Below are 16,677 nucleotides of genomic sequence, written 5' to 3'. Positions count from 1 at the left end.
GTCTAATAAAAGCGCTGACCGGTCTGAAATACTTGAAATCATTTTCGGATATGACATAATGGTAAAAAACTCAACAAAGGAGACCTGAAGTTATGGAAGAAATGATTTTTCTGGAAAATGTCAGTCTTCATTTTGGCACCACATTTTCTCTGGATCATATCAGCTTCTGTGTGAAGCCCGGTGAGGTGTTCGGATTCCTTGGTCCAAGCGGCGCCGGAAAAACTACCACCATCAAATTATTGACACGGCAACTGCAGAAAGAGGAAGGCACGATCCGCGTCCTGGGCAAAGACATCAGCTCGGTTACCCGGGATGATTATGACCGGATCGGTATCCTGTCCGATACCAACGGGCTCTACGAGCGGATGTCGATTGAAGAAAATCTGCTGTTTTTTGCCAGAATCCGAAATATCTCCAGACAGGATGTGGAGACCATCTTAAAAAGGATGAATCTGTCCGAAACCCGAAAGACCCTGATCAAGAAATGTTCCAAAGGGATGCGTCAGCGGACTGTCCTGGCTGCCGCCATTATACATAAGCCCACGCTGCTGTTCCTGGATGAGCCCACTAACGGTCTGGACCCGGCCAATATACATGAGGTTCATATGATGCTTCAGGAGTTGAATAAAAGCGGTACCACTATCTTTTTGACTACCCATAATATGGAAGAAGCTGACAAACTCTGTAATCGGATCGGTATCCTGAATGAAGGCCGATTGATCCTCACCGGCTCACCCGAAGAACTGAAGCTTAAGTTCGCCCAGGATCAAATCCAGGTTCTCACGAAAGAGAAAGAACGGCTTACCTTTTCCAAGGACAGGGAAGGAGCCCAAAAAATTATGGAAATTATTTCATCCGGCCAATGCCTGACGATCCATTCCCAGGAGCCGAATCTGGAAGAAATCTTTTTACAATTGACAGGGAGGGGACTCTGATGAATATCTCACTACGCAAATGGAAAGCTTTATTTAAAAAGGATCTCTGTGATTACCTGAAAAACCCGGCGATGTTTATCTGTAACCTGATCCCGTTAATGTTCGTCGTATTGTATAATTTCCTGCCCCTTGATATCAGCGGGGACAAGTCCATATTCTTATTGGCCATCGGTATGCTGCTGAATTCCTGTATGTGCGCCATCGTGGTCCCCTCCACGTCGATTGCGGAGGAAAAGGAAAAATTTACACTGCGCACCCTGATTCTCTCCAATGTAAGCGCAGCCGAGTTCTTCTTATCGAAGATCTGCATGGGAATCGTCATTACGATGGCGGGGAACCTCCTGGTTTTCCTGTTATCCAAAACAGAGCTTGTATATCTGCCGGCTTATCTGCTGTTCACCTTCCTGGGGACCCTTTGTCTGGTCATGCTAAGCGCGGTCATCGGATCTGTATGCAGGGACCAGATGAGTACCAGTATTCTACAGGTACCTCTTATGCTGATTCTGCTGATTCCCTCCATGTTCTCCGGGGCGTTCAAACTGTTCCGCTACATTTCTTACATATCGCCAATAGACGCTTCGCTGCAGCTCTACTATAACGCGGTGAAAGGTGAGCTGTTTTCCGGAAAATCAGCGGTCCGGCTGTGTATCATCGTGGTCTGGGTGATAGGCGGTTCCTTATTATTCCGCTTTATTTATAAAAAAAGAGGCTTTGATAATTAAGCGGACGCTTCGCTGTGCAGACACAATACCAATGGAAAAAGAGCTTCGCCTGCATAATCCTCAGCTTATAAAATGAAAAAGAGTTTCGCTTGCGAAACTCTCCGCCTACGGCGGGCCGCGTAAGCGGCATCTTCCTTTCCGCCGTAGTGCGATCCCCGCGGAGCGTTTTTTATTTCATAGGAGCACTTTCCTATGAAACAAAAAAACAGCGGGCCGCCGGGTATGAGTTTTTCGTATATCTCATATCCTGGCGACGCCGCTGTATTCTTTTTTAACCTTCTATATCTAATCTCGTCAAAACCTATGATCCGGCCTGATTCCTGACTGTCACCTGATCTTAAAACGGAGCGATCACTGCCGGTCTGTATAGGCCCGGCCCGCTGCCTTTATTCCGGTTTATCCATCAAAGAGAGCTCCACATCCCCCATTCTCTTCACTTCGAAACCATTTTTCTTAAACTCTTCATAATCGAACGCATCCAGTTCATCACAAGCCAGTTTATGGAATTCATAGAAATTCGGCCACCACTCATAGCCGTCCCCCAGATTATGGGTCAAAAATGCCTCCGCGATCTCTTTCCCCATCTGAGGTGCCACGTAAAAGGCTCCCATAGCCAGGACATTGACACCGTTACCGGTAATCGCCCGCAAAGCGGCCGGTACGCTCTCCACCACACCGGAGAATACACCCGGGCATTTGCTGGCTGCGATATGAATCCCCATACCCGTACCGCAGAAGAGCAGCGCACGCTCATATTCACCCTCCGTAATCTTAGCTCCGACTTTGAGACCGATCCGGTGGAACATTTCCGGGTCCTCCTCGTCCGCCGATTTTACGCCGATATCAGTGACTTTCCAGCCTTTGCTTTTTAAATACTCCACGACCGCCTCTTTCAGGGGAAATCCTGCAAAATCCGCGCCTACCAATACATACTTGTCTTTTACTGTTTTCATTCTCATTCTCTCCTTTTTACATTTATTTAGCTCTCATTCAAACGTTTTAACGACCAGGATACCTTCTCTTCCCTTTTCCCTCCAATCCTTTATACTTTTCTCATCGTTCAAACGTTTTAATGCCTATTATAATAACTCTAGCAGGATTCCCTGATAATAAGCTCCTGCTGCAGAGTAACATTCTCCACAATGCCGTCCTCGATCCGGGCTCTGGTCATCCGCCAAAGTTCTTTCCCCAGCAGCTCTCTGTCCTGATTCACGGTCGTCAGTCTGGGACGCACAAAACCCGCTATCGGCAGATTATCATAGCCCACCACCCCAAAGTCTCCCGGCACCTGATAACCTGCATCCAAAAATGCTCGCAGCATCCCGATCGCCAGCAGATCAGAGGAAGCCAGGAAAACCTCCGGCAGTTCCTCTTTCTTGTATTCCTGCAGTAAATCTTTTGTAAACTGATATCCGGCCCGCATATTGTCCAGGCAAAGCTTTTCCGATATAAATACGTGCTCCTGCCGGAATTCATATCCATGAGTCCCCAGCGCTTCTTTGTATCCTTCAAAGCGGTCCTGCAGGTTCGTCAAATCCAGTTTTTCCGAAATAAAACCTATCGACCGGTATCCCTTCTCCTTCAGCATCGCTATAACCTGATCTAATATCTCTCTGTTATCATACTGAATATAAGGAATCTTACACTCCTCCATCCGCCGGTCCGCCAGAATCACAGATATTCCCTGCCGGGTCAGTCTGCCGATCGCCTCTTCATCATCGTGCCCATTCACAACCACTACGGCGTCCACATTATTCTGCACCAGGCTCTCCAGCTCTTTTTTCTCCCGTTCCGTAGAGTATTCATAGCCCAGAATCAGAACCGTATAGCCATCCGCATCCGCCATCTCCATAAAAGTACTGGCCACCTGCGAATAAAAGCTGTTATTCAGGTTCGGTATCATCAGCCCAATCATCCTGCTCTTCTTGGATCTCATATATCTGGCCATCGGATTTGGTTTATAATCCAGCTCCCGTACAGCCTCCCGCACCCGTTCCGTAGTCTCCGGTGATATGGGTGCCGTACCGTTTATCACATGGGATACCGTCCCGATCGTAACGCCTGCCCTCACAGCCACTTCTTTAATTGTAGTCCGTCTCCCTGTCTTAGCCATCTTTTCCGTATCCCCTGTGCGCGTCATCTGATCCGTTATCCCCGGACGAACCCCAGCTAAATGAAAGCCCCGGTCCGGCCTTTATTAAAACGTTTTCATTTATCTTAAATATATACTTTTCCAACCCAAAAGTCAAGATTCCTTTTCTATTCCGGGCCTAAATTTCATCTGCGCGTTAATTTCCAAACGTCTTTCAAAACCTGAAAAGAAACTTGTAGCAGACTAGTCACAAAAAGGCTGGAATACATAAATTCAATGGATTCCAACCTTTTATCTATCTGCTGCAGAATCTATAAGTAGTTCAAATGTCCAGAGTCTATCATCCCCTCGTAAAAGGAGGCTCCGATCTTCCCATCTTCCCCACAGATCCCGGTAGCTTCCGCCAGGTCCCAGGAGACGCCTGAAGCCACATCCATCCCTTTGTCCATCACCGGGATCTTGGGATGAACTGTTACATTTCTGGTGGTAAGGACAAGCCAGCTGTACAGCTGGAAACGCAATTCCTCTACTACCTTCCGGTACTCCTTTTCAAAATACAGGTTATGTAATTCCCATGGGTCCTTTTCCCTGTCAAAAAGTTCACCAAAATCCTCACCTTTATGAAATGCCGGAAGATACTGGGTCAGCTTATAGCGGGAGGTCGTGATGGTCTTTGTCGTAGCATTTTCTGTGACGGCCATTCCTTTTATAGGGGTGTCGTTCTTCAGAATGCTGACAGCACTTTTTCCATCCAGCCAGTTTGGTAGTTTTATTCCGGCCAACTCACAGATCGTGGGGAACACATCCACACTCTCAATAATAGATTCCCGCCTCTCCCCGGCGTGACAACCTTTATATTTCCAAATCATAGGGATTTTGGTCACACAGGAAAACCCAATACCGGGGGCTTTCTCAATCATTCCGTGCTCTCCCGCAAATTCACCATGGTCAGTCATGTAAACAATGATGGTTTCGTCCGTCAGCTTCAGGTCGTCCAGATAATCCAGTATCTCCCCCACAACGGAATCCATCTGTGTCACACATGCATAATAGCCGTGGAGCACTCGCTTTTTAGCCGATTCGAAATCTTTAGGGCCAAATGCGATCCAGTCCTTGTCTACCTGAAAGCTCTTCTGCGTATCCCGGGCGGCAATGCTTCTCCCCGACATATCGTCTCCGCTGTTAGGCGGAAACTCTAATTCCTCGCCCTCATAGAGGTCCCAGAATTCCCTGGATGGTCCGTAGGTCTGATGGGGTCTGGGCATAGACAGCCATAGGCAAAAAGGATTCCCTGATTGATTGGTCTTACCGATAAATTCTTTTGCATTTTTTCCGCACCACGCCTCGAAGGAATGTTCTTTCGGGATTCTGGAGACTCTAGCGTCCACACACTGCCCCTGCGCGTAGCCATGGGCCTCATACCATTCTTGAAAAATCTTGTCATCCCTTTGACCAGCCAGCCCCACTGTTTCTAGATATCGGGAATAGGCATCCTGCTTTAAGCCTTGGCAGCCTTCTTCCATTGAAACATTTTCTTTTGTGACAGGTGTTTCAAAACCGTATCCGTCCGCCACAAAATCACATTGTTCCGATACCCATCCAGCAGGTGTGTGGAGTTTACCGATAGCCGCCGTCTGGTAGCCAAAACGTTTCATGTACCCAAACAGATTCGGAAGATGCTCTGGTTTTTTCCCCATTAACCCATAGTATCCGAAATTATGGGCATACTGGCCGCTGAGCATACACATCCTGCTGGGAGTACACAACGGATTGTTACAGAACGCGTTGTCAAACGTCACCCCTTCTCTGGAGAGGCGGTCCAGGTTCGGCGTTCTCACTTCTTTGTTTCCATAACAGCCAAGCGCTCTGGCACTGTGCTGGTCACTATACAATAATAGAACATTTGGAAATCCACTCATATTTTATCATCCTTTACCACCATTTTATTAAGTCTGTAACTTTATTTCTCAAATGGACAAATTTCTCGCAGCTGATATCTCTGGGATAAGGCAAATCGACATCGATAAACTTCTTGACTTTTGTCGGCTTATTCGTTAGTACCAATATCTTCTGGCCCAGATAAACCGCTTCCTCAATATTATGTGTAATGAATAATACCGTAGTCTTCGTCCTCTTCCACAGCTTGATCAATTCATCTTCCAGTTTGTATTTCAAAATCAGGTCTAACTGCCCATAGGGCTCATCCATCAACAGAAGCTCCGGTTTCGATGCAAAGGCCCGTGCGATGGACACCCTTTGAAGCATGCTGGCAGACAACTGGTTCGGATAATAATTCCGGTATGGCGTCAACCCTACAATTTCCATAAATTCTTCCACGTTGACTTTTTTGTCTGCAGCTGAGATCTTTTTTGTCTGCAGTCCAAAGGCGATATTCTTTTCAACTGTCAGCCACTGCATTACAGAATTTTCCTGGAAAATATAAGCGATACTATGTTTTTTCGGGTTCACCGGTTCCCCGTCTACCAATATTTCGCCTGATGTGGCCTGATATAGGTTCGTAAGACTATTCAGAAACGTCGTTTTCCCACATCCTGTCGGTCCCACGATACACAGGAACTCTTCCTCTGGCACTTCAAAGGATATATCATCCAATACCAGCAGATCCCCAAAACGTTTTGTTAAATTATTTACTTTCACTTTTGCCTTTCCGTTCTCCTGCATAGCATCACCTCGTAATATCAACAACACTGTTGATCTCTTTCCGTAGTTCAAGAAAACGCGCAGAGACATAGTCCCTAGGACGGGGCATATCCACCAGATATTCTTTTTTGATATGGGCGGGGCAATTGCTGAACACCACAACCTTGTCCGCCAGATAAAGGGCCTCCTCAATGTTATTGGTGATAAATATTATCGTTTTTTTCTCCTTTTCCCATATTTTTTCCAATTCTTCCTCCATGAGGTACCGGGTCTGGGCATCCAGTGCGCCAAAAGGTTCATCCATCAGAAGGACCCTTGGGTCGTTGCAGTATGCCCTGGCGATACCAACACGCTGCTTCATACCTCCCGACAATTTTACCGGATAAGTATTCTCAAAGCCGGACAGCCCTACCAGATCGATAAAATACTGTGCGCGTTTCCTGCGCTCCTCCCGATCGATCCCGCGCACTTTGGGCCCATACTCCACATTCTGCATAACGGTAAGCCAGGGGAACAACGCGATCGTCTGAAATACGACGCCCCGGTCCGCCCCCGGTCCCTCCACTTCCTTTCCATCCACAGTGGTCGTACCGGAAGTTGGCGCAAGAAGGCCAGCAATAATATTTACCATGGTCGTTTTCCCACATTGGCCCGGTCCAAACAGTACCACGAATTCATTTTCCCTGACTTCAAAATTGATATCTTTCAGGACGTTTGCTCCACCATCTGCAGATGGATAGGTCATACAGATATTTTTGCAGCTTACAATGTTGTCCTCCATCATACTCCCCTCACATTCCATTCACAGATTTTTGCTTCCAGAGCACGCATCGCTGTAATCAAAAGAAAGCCCATAATCCCGATCGCCATAATCCCTACCAGTATCTGTCCGATATCATTAAAATCCATCCCGCTCACCACAATCCATCCCAGGCCTTCTGAGGACCTCACCATCTCTGCCGCGACCACGGTCGCCCAGCTGATAGACAGACCAATATGGAGGCCGGCAAAGATATAAGGGACTGTCGCCGGTATAACCACCGTGGTAAAGACTTGTTTTTCATTGGCGCCCAGCATCCTGGCCACCCCGACCAACTCCTGATCCACGGATTTACCTCCCATATAGACGTTAATGGTGATATTGTTAAACGCACCGATAAAAATGATAAAATATTTCATTGGCTCACCCAACCCAAACCATAAAATAGCAAGGGAAATCCAGGCAATCGGCGGTATCGGCCGGATCATTTCATAAAAGGGGGAGGCAATTGCTTCCACCAGGCGGTAACGCGACATAGCGATACCAAGAATAATCCCACATACAGCCGCAGCCAAAAATCCCACCAGAACCCGGGACAGGCTCCAAAAGATATGCCCCCAGATGGTATACCGTCCGATCGGCTGAACGAAGGAACGGAAAAATGCCTCCAGGGTGGCGATAGGCCCCGGCAGGATATTCCCCAACGCCGTCAGGCTGGTCACCGCATGCCAGATCAACAAAAAGCAGGTGATGGAGACAATTGCTGCCAGTGTCTTTCCTATCCCCTCTTTATTCCAGCTTTTTTTCATCACCATCTTCCCCCTTTCAGCAGCTGTTTCTCAAGTTGCGTTAACAGCATGGACAATAAGGCTCCAATGGCTCCGATCACTACCATACCTGCGATAATAATATCCGGCCGGATCACTGCCCTGGCCTGCTGGATCATGAAACCTACCCCGGCTGTGGAAGCCAACAGCTCTGCAGCGATCAGGGCACCCCAGGAGGTAGCCAGCGCCCCCTTCATCCCCGTCAGTATCATTGGCATCGAAGTTGGAATCGCCACTTTGAATAATAGCCTCGTATTGCTGAATCCAAAAGTCTTCCCCACCCACAGGTGGACCGTCCTGGTCTGTTTAATACCTGAATAAGAGTTGATCACGCAGGCTGTGAAGGACGACAGGAAGATAACCATGGCTTTGGATAACAGACCGATACCGAAGAAGATAATCATAAGCGGGATCCACGCAATCCCCGGTACCGGACGGATGAGATCAAATACGGGTCTCACAAAATAGTCGATCCCCTTATACCAGGCCATACAGATTCCCAATGGGATTCCGATCAGCAGACCGATCAGATAGCCGCTCAGTGCCACTTTCAAAGAGGCGGCGATATGTACAAGCAGGGTGGCCCCTTCCGGATTGGGGTCATAACATTTTTCAACCAGTGCCTTGACCACGGCAGTAGGGCTTGGCAAGAGCATATTTCTATTTCCGGCCCCCGCTCCATCCGTACACAGATGCCACAGAAGCAAAAACAGAATCACTGCCGCCGCAGAAATAATGGTATACTTCGTAAATTTTCTTTTCTTCATGGATGGCTCCATTCTGCCGCTTTGCAACGGCACTTAACCTATTTGAATATTGTCATTAGCTCCTTAATTGCTTTCCCCTTATTCCGGCTTTTCAACTGAGATTCCCAGCGCCTCATTTAACACGGCCGGATCACAGGCTTTTTTAATATTTGGCACTTTGTCCTGTTCAATGTTGCCGTTTTCTACAAAGAAATCCCCCTGCTCATAAAAACTCTTGCCAAACACGTAATCTCCGGCGGTATATTGGTCTTTTGCAAGGTAGCTCCGGACTTTTATTTCCTGTTGCATCATTTCGTTGTCATAACTCTTGCCATTATTATTGAAGAAATCGATCGAATATTCCGCACGCAGCTTATCATCCTGCAGATCAGAATTTGCCCGCATCATGGCCTTTACGAATTTCACCACATCCTCCCGGTTACCGGCCAGGAACTCATTTCTCACAAATAGGGCATCGCAGGCGTCGAAACCTGTGGCATCCACATAGGAAGCGATCTGCACATTTCCATCCCGCATCAGGTCAAAGGAATAGGGCGGAATCGTGGCGATCACATCGCCTTCCCCGTTGACGAACGCCTGGTAAGCCGGTCCAAAGTCCATATGTATGATTTCCACATCTTCCTTATTTAACCCAAATCTGTTCGCATATTTCTGTACATTGAGCTGTGTGGAGGTTCCCAGCGCCGCGAGAAATGTTTTCCCCTTAACGGTATCCGCAGACCCATACATGTCAGGCAGCTCTTCCACAAGCCCCTTTTGGGTCAGGATATCGGAATCCGGCCTGGCAAACAGACCCATCCCTCCGGCTGCCGATGTAAGCTCTGCCAGCAGAGTAGTCTCCCCTGTAGCCAGGGAAAAGATCGTCGCATTTCCGCTGGCTGCGATATCAGCCTCTTTTGCCGCCATTGCCTCATTAATCGGGGCTCCGGTAGCAAACATCATGACTTCAACATCGAGCCCCTCATCCTTAAAATAGCCCTTATCATATGCATATTGTACTGCGACCCCCTCTGTCGTCGCTTTTGTTGCGACTTTGATCTTACTTGATTTCCCAGCACATCCCCCCATGGAACAGACGATGAAAGCAACACACAACACACAAACAGCTACACTTATCGACTTTTTCATATACATTCTCCTTTTCCGTGTGTACGTTAACACACTAATCAGAATTCCAAACCACTGTATCAATCAAAAAGAACCGATTTTAATATAAATTATACATTATTTTTAAATAATTAGTTATTATTTTAGTATATATTGCCCCATTTTTCTTTCTTTTTCCTCCATATTTTCCAAATGATATCGTTAACGCATTATTGACAATTGTCTCCAAATGTACCATAATTATTCCATAGAGTTTCACCTAAAAATATAACAAGCTGAAAATCAGATGGAGGCTTCATATGGCAGTAACAATAAAAAAAATCGCTGAGATGGCAGGTGTTTCCATAGGTACGGTTGACCGGGTCATCAATAACCGGGGCAGAGTCAGTCCTGAAGTGGAAAGCCGGATCCGGCTGATCATAAAGGAAATGAACTATACTCCGAATTTGATGGCAAAATCCTTAGTTATGAAAAAAAATCCGCCTAAGATTGGAGTTATATTCCATATGAAAACCGCAGGCTTCAACGACGAGGTAATGAAAGGGATTCAGCAGGCACAGCAGGAAATTATCGATTTCGGTGTTCAAGTCATTATCCGTGCCTGTAATAATTTTAATGTAGATGACCAACTCCGGATCTTTGATGAGCTTTTGGCGATGGACGTCAAGGCCATTGCTGTCACCCCTATTAATGACCAGAGAATAATCGATAAAATGGATGCGCTGATCGCTTCCGGCTTTCCTATTTTTTGTTTCATCAATGATATCGAAACCAGGCACAGGCATCCTTTTATCGGAACCAACGCGTATGAGACCGGCTGCATCGCCGCAGGTATGTTCCATCTGATCTCCCCTAAAGTCCCCCAAAGGCTCGCAGTCATCACACCCTCTCTGAAGATGTCAGGGCATGTGCAAAGGATCCTGGGTCTAAAAGATTCGATTATGCAGAATTATCCTGACATTGAACTTGCCGATATCTGCGAAATCACGAACGATGAGATCATGATCTACAAAACGGTCAAAAAATACTTTCAGGAAAATCCGGGTATAACCTCCCTGTGGTATTCCACCTCTATTAGTGACGGTGGTATCCGGGCGTTGGAAGAACTAGGGCTGCTCCATAAGATCAATATTATCACCCTGGACATCCAATCCTTTATCACCAAAGGGCTTGAGGAAGGCTATATCTCTGTCACCTTAAGCCAGGAGCCGTTCCGACAAGGCTATTTAACCATTAAAACGATCTTTGATTCGCTTCTGGCCGGACAAATCAATCCTGACCTGGTAAAAGAAGTTCCCTGTGAGATCGTCATAAGAGAGAACATCCGTAAAAAAATCGACGGCGAACGCTAAGTTATGCAATCTCCAGCAGCCTGCCTTCATATATCTCGATTTTAATATTATCCGGGGCGGTCATATAAGTTGCCTTCGCCCCGGTATTCAGCCCTGCCCGCAGGGTAACCGGTGCATCCGTGAATTCCACGTCCCTTCCGATTAGCTCCTGATAAAAATCAGAAATACCTTCTACGTGGTAACACACATGGGCTAATCCCAGGGACCCGGTAGTGAATTCAATCTGCTGCAGGTCATCCGTCCGGTTTTTCAGCAATTCCACATAAAAATCGCTCTCCTGATTTTTTAGTACAGTGCCCTCTAATGCTCTACCGCCGCCGAGATCCTTTCTGTAACTGCCCGCATCTTCCAGTCCGAATTGCTTATAAAACTCGACATGAGGCTCTATTTCTCTCACCAGATAACTGATCTTGCACACACGTGTTCTGTTCGAGCGATTTTCAACTGCTTCCACAAGTTCAAAATACAAGAAATTATCATACAACAGGATGGCGTGCCGGCATCCAGGAAACGGCCCTCCTGTGTATTCCGATTCCTCCAGGACTATTTTTTCTTTCTCTCCCACGCACTTCTTAAGGATCTCTGAAATCGAGGGAACCAGAAATGATATCATAGACGCACCGATGGTTCTCAAGTTATTTACCATTGGAGGTTGACTGGGTTTCACATACTCGATCATTTCCAGTATGATATCCCGATTCTCCTCCTTGGCAAAACCGATCTTCATTACTGAGTCCGGTATTCCCATAATTCTGGAATTTTCCTCGTAGTCAATAAAGTGGCTTTTGTGGTGATGTATCCCCAATACCCTGTCTAAGAACTCAATGGTCGCATCTCTGTCCTTAACCAGGCATCCCACATGGGCAATTCCTTTTATTTCATAGCCCATAACACCTCTCCTTTCACTGCATACGGCTACATTTTAGGATGACATCTACGTATGTAAATCATCATCTTCCAATGTGTTTACGTTAACATACTACATATTATATACTCTTTTAATGGTATAGTCAATATAATGTACATTCTTGAGTTCCCGCAGTTTTATCTATTTCATCTGTTTTTCATAAATCCTGACACTACAGCCGTCCCAATAAATTTCTCCAGCCCCCGATCTGCCAATCACACCCCAGCCCGTTTTAGTGCCGGTATAACAGGGAAGCGGCGGGACCGCAAGAATGATAGTTCCATCCCTGCATGGCCCCGCCGCTTCCCTCACATCGTTTTCCCAGAGAACCGTTGTATTTCGGCAGCCCCGGCTAATAGTCCAGGCTGTCCATATAATTCATATAACTGACCACCATCAGCGCGATCTTGAAAGTCAGCGCGTCATCAAATACCCTGATATCTAATCCGGTGCTCTTCTGAAGCTTCTCCAGCCTGTAGACCAGTGTATTCCGGTGAACATAGAGCTGGCGCGCCGTCTCAGAGACATTCAGATTATTTTCAAAGAATTTATAAATGGTGAATAACGTTTCATCATCAAACGTATCCGGCAGCTCATCACCGAACACCTCTTTCATAAACATCTCACACAGCGGCAGCGGCAGCTGGTAGATCAACCGGCCGATTCCCAGCGTGCTGTATGCGACGATGCTGCGTTCCGCATAGAAAATGCGTCCTACATCCAGCGCCATCTTTGCCTCTTTATAAGACTTGGACAATTCTTTGATATCGCTGACGATGGTACCATAGGATACCCGGACCTGGGTCATAGCCTCCGTATTCAGCATATCTACCAGAATTTTAGCTGTATTGTCCAATTCATCCGCGCCGTCATTTTCTTTTAACTCTTTGACCAGAATAATATTCTTCTCGTCCACAGCCGTTATAAAATCCTTTGTATTTACCGCGAACAGGTTCTTCACTGTTTCCAGTGCGTTGTTATCCTTCTCATATTTGGTCTCTATCATAAATACCACCCGGCGTGCTTCTATGGCAATATGAAGCTTTTTGGCACGGTTATAGATATCCACCAGCAAAAGATTATCCAGCAGCAGATTCTGGATAAAATTATTTTTATCAAAACGTTCTTTATACGCCACGATCAGATTCTGGATCTCACTGACTGCGATCTTTCCGATCATATAAACATCCTCGCCGGCACCTCTGGCGATCAGTGTATAGCTGGCCTGTCTGTCGTCCATTACTTTAAAGAAATGATATCCCTGAATCTCCTGGCTGTCCGCCTGTGACTCCGCGAAGCTTTCCGCCGCCTCTTTCAGAAAATCCTCTAATTCACAAGTGGTGGCCACCGGCATGCCGTCCAGATCCATCACACATAAATCAACTCTTGTTATTGCCTTCAATTCGTCTATCGCCGATTGTACTACCTGATTTGATATCATAGTTAACTCCTTTCTCTGCGAATGCCTGGCTCTCCCACCAGAAGCCGCCTTGGGAGAGCATTTCGCAACGGCTTTGCTAGCCCCATTCTAAATGTTCTTTTCCAAAAACGCAAGTCCCCTCTCAGAAAAAGACCCGGATTTTACCTGAAATTTGTATGAGATGGGTTTTCGGACTTAGGGCCGGAGAGGGCAGGCGCGGGGAGCGGTACCGGGTGCGGGGGCCTCCGGGAAGGGGGACCAAAAGGAACGGGAGCCGAATCGCTTGAGGCCGTGCCTTAGAACGGGTTACGCAGAAGGGTTCGAAACCCCGCAGGACCCGGGGCACTGTTTGAGCCGCTTTCTGGCGAGTTTGCCCCGGGTCCTGCTAATCGGGGGTTTCGAATTCTTCGGAGTTACCCGTTCTTAGGCACGGTCGAAGCGATTCGGCTCCCGTTCCTTTTGGTCCCCCTTCCCGGAGGCCCCCTTGCTCCCGAGCGCTCCGGACCCTAATACCCTTCCCCCATTCAATCAAAAACCCCGGCAGGAAAGTCCTGCCGGGGTGATGATCTGATTTTAGTTGGTGATGGTCAGTTCGGTTTCTTTGTCGAATACGTGGATTCTCTCTACATCCAGAGCAAATTTTACGGTATCACCGGTTCTTGCTGTGGTACGAGGATCTACTCTGGCGGTCATCGGGAAGCCTTCTACATCGAAATATAAGTAAACTTCCGCACCCAGCAGCTCATATACTTTGATCGTGGATTCCACAACGCTGTTCGGAGAAGCTTCGATGAACATCTGGCTGTCGTTTACATCTTCCGGACGAATTCCGAGTACAACGGTCTTTCCGTCATATCCGCCGGAGATTAATTTCTTCGCCTTTGCAGGAGGAAGCTGAATTGCATGAGGTCCTACCTGAAGGGTTACTTTATCTCCATTTACCTTGCACACTGCATCCATGAAGTTCATCTGAGGAGATCCGATGAACCCGGCAACAAACAGATTGCAGGGAGCTGCATATAAGTTCTGAGGAGTATCTACCTGCTGGATTAAACCGTCTTTCATAACGACGATTCTGGTTCCCAGTGTCATAGCCTCTGTCTGGTCATGGGTTACATAGATGATGGTGGTTCCCAGTCTCTGATGCAGTTTGGAAATCTCAATACGCATCTGGACTCTTAACTTGGCATCCAGGTTGGACAGAGGTTCGTCCATCAGGAATACTTTGGGATCACGTACAATAGCACGTCCCATAGCAACACGCTGTCTCTGGCCACCGGACAGAGCCTTCGGTTTACGGTCTAACAGGGGTTCCAGATCCAGGATTCTGGCGGCCTCTTTTACCATTTTATCTATCTGATCTTTGGGGACTTTTCTTAATTTGAGACCGAATGCCATGTTATCATATACGGTCATATGAGGATACAGAGCGTAGTTCTGGAATACCATAGCGATATCTCTGTCTTTCGGTTCCACGTCGTTTACTACTCTGTCACCGATTCTTAATTCACCGGAAGAGATCTCTTCCAGACCTGCAATCATACGAAGGGTTGTAGATTTACCGCATCCGGAGGGACCTACGAAGATGATGAATTCTTTGTCTTCGATTTCCAGATTGAAATTCTTAACGGCCTCGAAACCGTTGGGATACACTTTACAAATGTCTTTCAATGATAAACTTGCCATGTGTTTATTCCTCCTAGACTCTTTTCTGTTTTATATTCTGAGATGGCGTCTCAATTACTGCATTTAGTATAACGTAATCTGCCATTTCCGACCATGCCACTATCCACCAAAAATTCCCGAAATCCTTTGGTACATTCGACAAAGGCTTTTTAAAGGAAATGCGGCCGCCGTCAATCTGCCGAAGAATTTTAAGATTTCATAGACAAGTTGACGAATCTTCCTTTTCGATTGATTTATGGCCGCTCATTCGCTATAATCTATTATAAATGCAAACAAAAAATTGTCGAATCATGGGCATATCCCGACGCTTCCTGATTCCCTAATTAATATCACGAGAGAAAGGTCGATTCTATGAGTAACTTTTTTAACATGGACAATAAGTTCTTCACAGCGCTGGGGCGTATCGCGGACATGATCATTCTGAACGTCATCTTCGTAGTCTGCTGCATACCCATCGTCACCATCGGGGCCGCCTGGACCGCCATGTATTACGTGGCCTTAAAGATGGTAAAGAATGAGGAATCCTATATTATCCGCAGCTTCTTAAAATCTTTCAAGGAAAATTTCAAGCAGGCCACGATCATCTGGGTGATCTTCCTGGTCGCAGGTATTATCCTGGGCGTGGATTTCTGGGTCATGACTGGCGTAACCGCCACCTGGGGCAAGGTTTTCTTCTACGCGCTGGGCGTCGTGGCTCTGATGTACGCATTTACCCTGGCTTATGTATTCCCGGTATTATCCAGATTCTATAATACCACGAAGAATACGGTAAAGAACGCATTTCTGATGAGTCTGCGGCATTTGCCCTGGACCATATTGATTGTGCTGATTACGTATCTTCCGCTGATTATCCTCTTCTTTCTGATACAGATTTTCCTTGCTATTTTACCGTTCTGGATCATTGCCGGATTCGGCGTACAGGCTTTTATCAGCTCTTACATTTTCGTCCGGGTTTTTAAGCACTACATGCCGGAAGAAACCGAGACGGAAGAGACCGAATTCCACGTGCCGATCGCCGATGAAGCTTCTAACCCAGATAGCGAATAAGCGGTACCCCCCTATCTAAGCAGACATTATACAGAAGGAGAACGAACCTCCCTCTTATAAAAGAAGGACCAGTGCACAACACGCCATATGGCTTTGACAGTGCACCGGTCCTTCTTTGATTTTTATACTGTCTTTTATTTTTATATTGTCTTTGATTTTTATATTGTCTTTGATTTTCTCGTCTGTTCCTGGATCATTCTGGTATTGAAATTCAACGTTATCTACACATATTGTATAATAATACTACTGTAGTTTAAAAGTCGAATACCAGGCACTTAATGGCCAAAAACTTGTAACTTAATATACAAATACTAGTACCGGTAACTACTAGTAACTGGTAACTAGTAAGTTAATGGGCAACCTAGACAATCTTAGATCCGCTGTGATATAATTT

15 protein-coding genes are annotated in these 16,677 nt (G+C 46.5%); 4 read left to right on the top strand and 11 right to left on the bottom strand.

The features are described 5' to 3' along the window. The first annotated feature begins 92 nt into the window (after positions 1-92). Together ABC831_RS07675 and ABC831_RS07670 are read left to right on the top strand one after the other, a co-directional pair. Positions 93-935 carry an ABC transporter ATP-binding protein gene (locus tag ABC831_RS07675; RefSeq protein ID WP_343247631.1) on the top strand — a complete coding sequence of 281 codons (843 nt, stop codon included), beginning with the start codon at positions 93-95 and terminating at the stop codon, positions 933-935. Beyond that, positions 935-1,657, top strand: a complete 723-nt coding sequence (locus ABC831_RS07670; RefSeq protein WP_343247630.1) for an ABC transporter permease — start codon at positions 935-937, stop codon at positions 1,655-1,657. The genes ABC831_RS07675 and ABC831_RS07670 overlap by 1 nt, the downstream gene beginning before the upstream one ends. 386 nt (positions 1,658-2,043) lie before the next feature. On the opposite strand, the gene ABC831_RS07665 is transcribed toward ABC831_RS07670, so the two are convergent. The 8 genes from ABC831_RS07665 to ABC831_RS07630 form a co-directional block, all read right to left on the bottom strand. Next, entirely contained in the window at positions 2,044-2,610 is a 567-nt protein-coding gene (locus tag ABC831_RS07665; RefSeq protein ID WP_343247629.1) for an RpiB/LacA/LacB family sugar-phosphate isomerase, read from the bottom strand. 137 nt (positions 2,611-2,747) lie between these two features. Beyond that, positions 2,748-3,770, bottom strand: coding sequence for a LacI family DNA-binding transcriptional regulator (locus ABC831_RS07660; RefSeq protein WP_343247628.1), 1,023 nt, complete (start codon positions 3,768-3,770; stop codon positions 2,748-2,750). A 290-nt stretch (positions 3,771-4,060) separates the two neighbouring features. Then, entirely contained in the window at positions 4,061-5,668 is a 1,608-nt protein-coding gene (locus ABC831_RS07655; RefSeq protein ID WP_343247627.1) for a sulfatase family protein, read from the bottom strand. 13 nt (positions 5,669-5,681) lie between these two features. Further along, entirely contained in the window at positions 5,682-6,431 is a 750-nt protein-coding gene (locus tag ABC831_RS07650) for an ABC transporter ATP-binding protein (protein WP_343247626.1), read from the bottom strand. A gap of 4 nt (positions 6,432-6,435) precedes the next feature. Further along, entirely contained in the window at positions 6,436-7,194 is a 759-nt protein-coding gene (locus ABC831_RS07645; RefSeq protein WP_343247625.1) for an ABC transporter ATP-binding protein, read from the bottom strand. Then, on the bottom strand, positions 7,191-7,979 hold the full coding sequence (locus ABC831_RS07640) for an ABC transporter permease (protein ID WP_343247624.1): 789 nt from the start codon (positions 7,977-7,979) through the stop codon (positions 7,191-7,193). Before ABC831_RS07640 ends, ABC831_RS07645 begins: the two co-directional genes overlap by 4 nt. After that, positions 7,979-8,764, bottom strand: a complete 786-nt coding sequence (locus ABC831_RS07635; RefSeq protein WP_343247623.1) for an ABC transporter permease — start codon at positions 8,762-8,764, stop codon at positions 7,979-7,981. The genes ABC831_RS07640 and ABC831_RS07635 overlap by 1 nt, the downstream gene beginning before the upstream one ends. A gap of 78 nt (positions 8,765-8,842) precedes the next feature. Next, positions 8,843-9,892 (bottom strand): ABC transporter substrate-binding protein, encoded by a 1,050-nt coding sequence (locus ABC831_RS07630; protein ID WP_343247622.1) that lies wholly within the window; start codon positions 9,890-9,892, stop codon positions 8,843-8,845. A 278-nt stretch (positions 9,893-10,170) separates the two neighbouring features. Between ABC831_RS07630 and ABC831_RS07625 the strand changes: the two genes are divergently transcribed. Beyond that, positions 10,171-11,223 (top strand): LacI family DNA-binding transcriptional regulator, encoded by a 1,053-nt coding sequence (locus tag ABC831_RS07625; protein ID WP_343247621.1) that lies wholly within the window; start codon positions 10,171-10,173, stop codon positions 11,221-11,223. A 1-nt stretch (position 11,224) separates the two neighbouring features. Here the strand turns inward: ABC831_RS07625 and ABC831_RS07620 are convergent, their stop codons facing one another. The 3 genes from ABC831_RS07620 to ABC831_RS07610 all read right to left on the bottom strand — a co-directional run bounded on the left by ABC831_RS07620 (position 11,225) and on the right by ABC831_RS07610 (position 15,236). Further along, positions 11,225-12,112 carry a VOC family protein gene (locus tag ABC831_RS07620; RefSeq protein WP_343247620.1) on the bottom strand — a complete coding sequence of 296 codons (888 nt, stop codon included), beginning with the start codon at positions 12,110-12,112 and terminating at the stop codon, positions 11,225-11,227. A 370-nt stretch (positions 12,113-12,482) separates the two neighbouring features. Next, positions 12,483-13,571 (bottom strand): PucR family transcriptional regulator, encoded by a 1,089-nt coding sequence (locus ABC831_RS07615; RefSeq protein ID WP_343247619.1) that lies wholly within the window; start codon positions 13,569-13,571, stop codon positions 12,483-12,485. A 552-nt stretch (positions 13,572-14,123) separates the two neighbouring features. Next, positions 14,124-15,236, bottom strand: coding sequence for an ABC transporter ATP-binding protein (locus ABC831_RS07610; RefSeq protein ID WP_343247618.1), 1,113 nt, complete (start codon positions 15,234-15,236; stop codon positions 14,124-14,126). Between the two features lie 351 nt (positions 15,237-15,587). Here ABC831_RS07610 and ABC831_RS07605 point away from each other — a divergent pair, with 351 nt between their 5' ends. After that, entirely contained in the window at positions 15,588-16,283 is a 696-nt protein-coding gene (locus ABC831_RS07605) for a YesL family protein (protein ID WP_343247617.1), read from the top strand. The last annotated feature ends 394 nt before the right edge of the window (positions 16,284-16,677 follow it).

It is taken from the genome of Diplocloster hominis (assembly GCF_032380655.1).
Classification (GTDB): domain Bacteria; phylum Bacillota; class Clostridia; order Lachnospirales; family Lachnospiraceae; genus Diplocloster; species Diplocloster hominis.
The sequence above is the reverse complement of the archived record's forward strand: the minus strand, read 5'-3'. Positions and strand labels throughout refer to the sequence as shown.